The organism is uncultured Aquabacterium sp. (assembly GCF_913773725.1).
Classification (GTDB): domain Bacteria; phylum Pseudomonadota; class Gammaproteobacteria; order Burkholderiales; family Burkholderiaceae_C; genus Aquabacterium.
Window position 1 is genome coordinate 1 of sequence record NZ_CAJYGK010000031.1, and the last position, 4,064, is coordinate 4,064.

At 66.9% G+C, this 4,064-nt stretch carries 6 protein-coding genes; all 6 read left to right on the forward strand.

The window, feature by feature from the left end:
• The coding region (locus QZ709_RS03065) for a JAB domain-containing protein (RefSeq protein WP_294635876.1) at window positions 1-96 on the forward strand (96 nt) is incomplete at its 5' end.
• Window positions 97-260: 164 nt separating this feature from the next.
• On the forward strand, window positions 261-707 hold the full coding sequence (locus tag QZ709_RS03070) for a TIGR03757 family integrating conjugative element protein (RefSeq protein WP_004350615.1): 447 nt from the start codon (window positions 261-263) through the stop codon (window positions 705-707).
• Entirely contained in the window at window positions 704-1,654 is a 951-nt protein-coding gene (locus QZ709_RS03075) for a TIGR03756 family integrating conjugative element protein (protein WP_004350617.1), read from the forward strand. The genes QZ709_RS03070 and QZ709_RS03075 overlap by 4 nt, the downstream gene beginning before the upstream one ends.
• Window positions 1,655-1,663: 9 nt before the next feature.
• Entirely contained in the window at window positions 1,664-3,058 is a 1,395-nt protein-coding gene (locus QZ709_RS03080) for an integrating conjugative element protein (RefSeq protein ID WP_294635874.1), read from the forward strand.
• The gene (locus QZ709_RS03085; RefSeq protein ID WP_003821125.1) at window positions 3,055-3,426 is read left to right on the forward strand and encodes a hypothetical protein; all 372 of its coding nucleotides are present in this window, start codon (window positions 3,055-3,057) and stop codon (window positions 3,424-3,426) included. Before QZ709_RS03080 ends, QZ709_RS03085 begins: the two co-directional genes overlap by 4 nt.
• Before the next feature lie 15 nt (window positions 3,427-3,441).
• A partial coding sequence (locus tag QZ709_RS03090) for a conjugal transfer protein TraG N-terminal domain-containing protein (protein ID WP_294635875.1) occupies window positions 3,442-4,064 on the forward strand: 623 nt, incomplete at its 3' end.

Sequence of the window (4,064 nt, forward strand, 5' to 3'; positions counted from 1 at the left end):
CAGGCCGCGCTGGCGCTCATCGATGTGCGGGTACTGGACCACATCATCGTCGGCCAGGGTGCCCCGTTCTCCTTTGCGGAGTCCGGCCTGCTGTAAGGGTTGTACTGCTTCGTTGATCAGCGCGGAGGCTTCGGCCTCCGCATTTTTCTGCGCGGCGACACAAGCAGGTATGCGGGGTGGCCGCGATGCGCATTGTTTGTTGGGGCCGCATGGGGTTCGGCGTTTGACTATGGCCCTGATCAACTTCCGGGGTGCAAGACATGCCAGGAGCTTTTACCCGGTTCGCACCAGGCTGGCGAACCCTTGGCCTGGCCATCGTGCTGCCGGCGTCGTTCGCGGCATTCAGCCCGGCCGCGTTCGCCGCCGACGTGGTGGTCGTCACCGACAGCCGCCACCCGGTCAAGACCATGGGCGGCGAGCGGCTGATCGAGCTGGACCGGGCATCCGGGCTCGAAGCAGAGCTTTCCGCAGATCTGCCAGCCGACCCCGAGCGCGCAGCAGCCATCGTCCGGCAACGCCTGAACCAAGGCGGCACCGACCTTCAGCGCCGCATTGGCACCGCCTACCAGGGCATCACCGACGCATGGAGTTTGGGTGTCACGACCATCCCGGCCGTCGTGGTGGACCAACGCTATGTGGTCTATGGCGAGCCTGACGTGGCCCGGGCCGTGTCCTGCATCGAGCAGCACCGGAGGAGGCAACCGTGACCTATCGCCCATTCGACCTGCTGCGCCGCCTGCGCGTCGCCGTGGCCTCGCTGCTGCTGGTCAGCGCCACGGGCAGCTACGCCCTGAACACCGTCACCATCGTGTCCTCCGTCATGTCGCCGGACTGCCTGGAGTACCGGGTGGTGGGCATCTGCTACTGGCTGTATTGCACCTATGGCGGCTGCTCGGTGCGCACGTCCACCAAGGTCCGGCACTACGTCCCCGATGCGGTCGTCTCCAGCTACAGCAACACCGGAGAGAACCCCTGGGTCGAAGTGCGAGCGATGAGCATGCCGAACGCCTCGGCCCAGGCAGGCGGCGACGGCACCACCAACGAAGACCACGAAAACAACCTCGCCAAATTCAAGAACGCCGATGTCATCGGCCATCCCGGCGGCGAGGTGTTCAACCAGTTCGCCTCGTCCTCGGGCTATTTTTGCCAAGGCGCGGGAACGGCCTTCATGCCGTATCTGCTCAGCACCTTGGACACGCTGGCCTGGCGCTACAACGTGCCCGAGATGGCCTACCCGGAGGCGCTGATCCCGGGCCGGCGCGAGGTCGGTGCGCGCACCACGATGAACCTCTGGGGCAATGTCTATCCGCGCGGCGGCTTCCTGCACCAGACCGACGACCACAAATCCGGGGCGGTCGTGGCTCAGCGCGCCGGTGACGTCGTCACGCGGCGCGGGCAGTTGCACGTGTACCAGCCGCTGCTCGCCAACGCGCGTGATGGCTACTGGCCGGCCGGCGCGCTGATGGAAGGTGATGCCTCGACCGGCAAGTGGCAGGAACTGACGCCGCGCCTGTCGAACACCTGCGTGGTGTTCCCCCACAGCGGCACGCTGACCCAAGCCCAGCAAGGCGACTACGCGTGGGCGCTGTGGCGTCCGTATGCGTGCTGCGAACGCCGGGGCCAGGTGTTCCTCGGCAGCGTCGATTTCCTCTGAGGTGCCACGATGAAGCGTCCTGAACCGAAGAACCTGTCCACCAAGGCGTGCCGCCTGCTGCGCCCGACGGCACTGGCCGGCACGCTCGCCCTGGTCTGCGGCCTGGCGTGGGCACAGGTCGGATACCAGAACAGCGGCCCCGTCATTGGCGATGACGTCATGTACTCGATCGGCGGCGGCAGCGCGGTGTCCATGGGCCGCGCGGCCGGCATGCGCTCCATCGGGGTCGGTGTGGGGTGGAACAGCAACCTGATCTGCGGCGACATGAGCATCCAGACCACGCTGCGCAATCAGCTCAACGGCATCACGAACGGCTTTCAGCAGATCATGAGCAACGTAATCCAGAGCGCCACCAGCGCGGTAGCGTCCCTGCCGGCGCTGATCATTCAGCGCGCCGATCCGGGCCTGTACAACCTGCTGACCAACGGCGTGCTGCAGGCGCGGCTGGACTTCGACCGCTCCAAGCTGACGTGCCGCGCCATGGCGGAGAAGATGGCCGAGACAGCGGGTGGCCAGCTTGGCTGGAGCCAGATGGCCGAAGGCATGGCCTTGCGTGACGCGGTTGGCAGCAACGATGCCGTGTCGGCCGTCGAGCAGGCCGAGACGCGCCGCGGCAACGACGGCGTGCCCTGGGTGGGTGGCAGCAATGCTGGTGGCGCAGGCCAGTCCGCCATCCGGGTGGTCGGCGACGTCACCCGCGCGGGCTACAACCTGGTCAACGGTCGTGGCGTGACGGACACATCCTCCATCGCGTCCGCCAGTTGTGCGAGCCTGTCCTGCCAGACCTGGACGTCGCCGCAGCAGGCGACCGAATGGGCCACGCGGGTCCTCGGAGAGCAGGTGCAGCGCACCTGCGACTCCTGCACCAAGACCGAGACGGTGCCCGGCGTCGGGCTGACGCCGCTGATCCAGGAAGAGTACGAGGCGAAGCTGGAGGTCCTTCAGGAGCTGGTTTCCGGCACGCGCACTACCACCTTTGAGAACCTGCGCGAGGCTGGCAGCACGTCGCTGCCAATCACGCGTGGCGTGATCGAGGCGCTGCGCGACGAGCCGGACCAGGACCTTCTGGCGCAGCGCCTCGCGTCCGAGGTCGCGCTGGCATCCGTGCTGGAGAAAGCGCTGCTGCTGCAGCGCACGCTGCTCACGGGCAAGAAGGAGCCCAACGTCGCGGCGAACGAACTTGCCGTGGAGGCGGTGAACCACGAGAGCGACACGCTCGACCGTGAGATTCGCAACCTCAAGACCGAACTGGAGCTGCGGCGCGAACTGGCGAACAACTCGCCCATGGCGATCATCCAGCGCCACGGCGCGCGCGCGGCCGGTTCGCGCGGCATCTACGAGGGCGATCCTGTGCCGGACCGTCTCGACCAGCTCCAGAAGGGCAATCCGGGGAGTCGGCCATGAGCCCGGCGCGCATGGCCTGGCGGCCGCTGCGCTGGTTGTTCAGCCGGCGCGCGGCGAAGACGCTGCTGTGGCTGGTGCTTATCGTTGCCGCCGCAGTGGGGGCGAACGTCGCGGGCATCAACCTGGTCGGCAGCGTTGCAGGCTGGGAACGGTGGCTGGCGGCCTCCGCAGGGTATTTCTTCATCTGGCGGCTGTGCGTGTACGCGGCAACGGCCTATGGATGGTTCTGGATGCGCCGCCGGGTGCTGGCCCGCGAAGACCAAAGCGGGACAGATGGGCAGGCGCGGCGCCGGCTGATCCGTACCGAGGTCGCCGGCGTCGTCGCCATCGTCGCGCTGGAAGCCAGCCTGTTGATGCAGGCCGCTTGAGGGGAGATCGGGGCCATGACGCTCTTCACGACCGACTATCTGGAGTACTACCTCACCCTCGTGTCCTGGATCGTCAACAACGGTATCTGGGCCGTGCTGGTGTCCAGCGGGGTGTTCGCGCTGCCTTTCGTCGCCATCGTCGTGCAGGAGTGGCTGAAGGCCCGCGCGGAAGGCGCTGACGAGGGCAACAAAGGCGTTCTGAGTGCCGCCCGTATCGAGAACCGGGTGTTCGTCGCGATCGTGGTGGTGATGTTCGCGGGCATTCCGTTCATCGACGTGGACCTCAGCACCATCCAGTACGACAGTTCGCGCTCGGCGCAGTGCCAGGTCAGCGTGCCGCAGCCCACGGAAACCGGCTGGTCGCAGTCTTTCAGCACCATCAACAATCAGTCGGCGAAGGTGCCGGTCTGGTGGGCCTTCATGCACGCGCTCGCGCGCGCCGTCACGAGCGCCTCGGTGGCGGCGATCCCGTGCGGCACGGACCTGCGGCAGATGAGGATGGAGATCGACGCGACGCGCATTGACGACCCGGTACTGGCTCAGGAGGTCGCGGACTTCTCGCGGGATTGCTATGGGCCTGCGCGGGCCAAATTGTTCATGCAGCGCCCGGATCTCGATGAGCAGCAGATGCACGACGT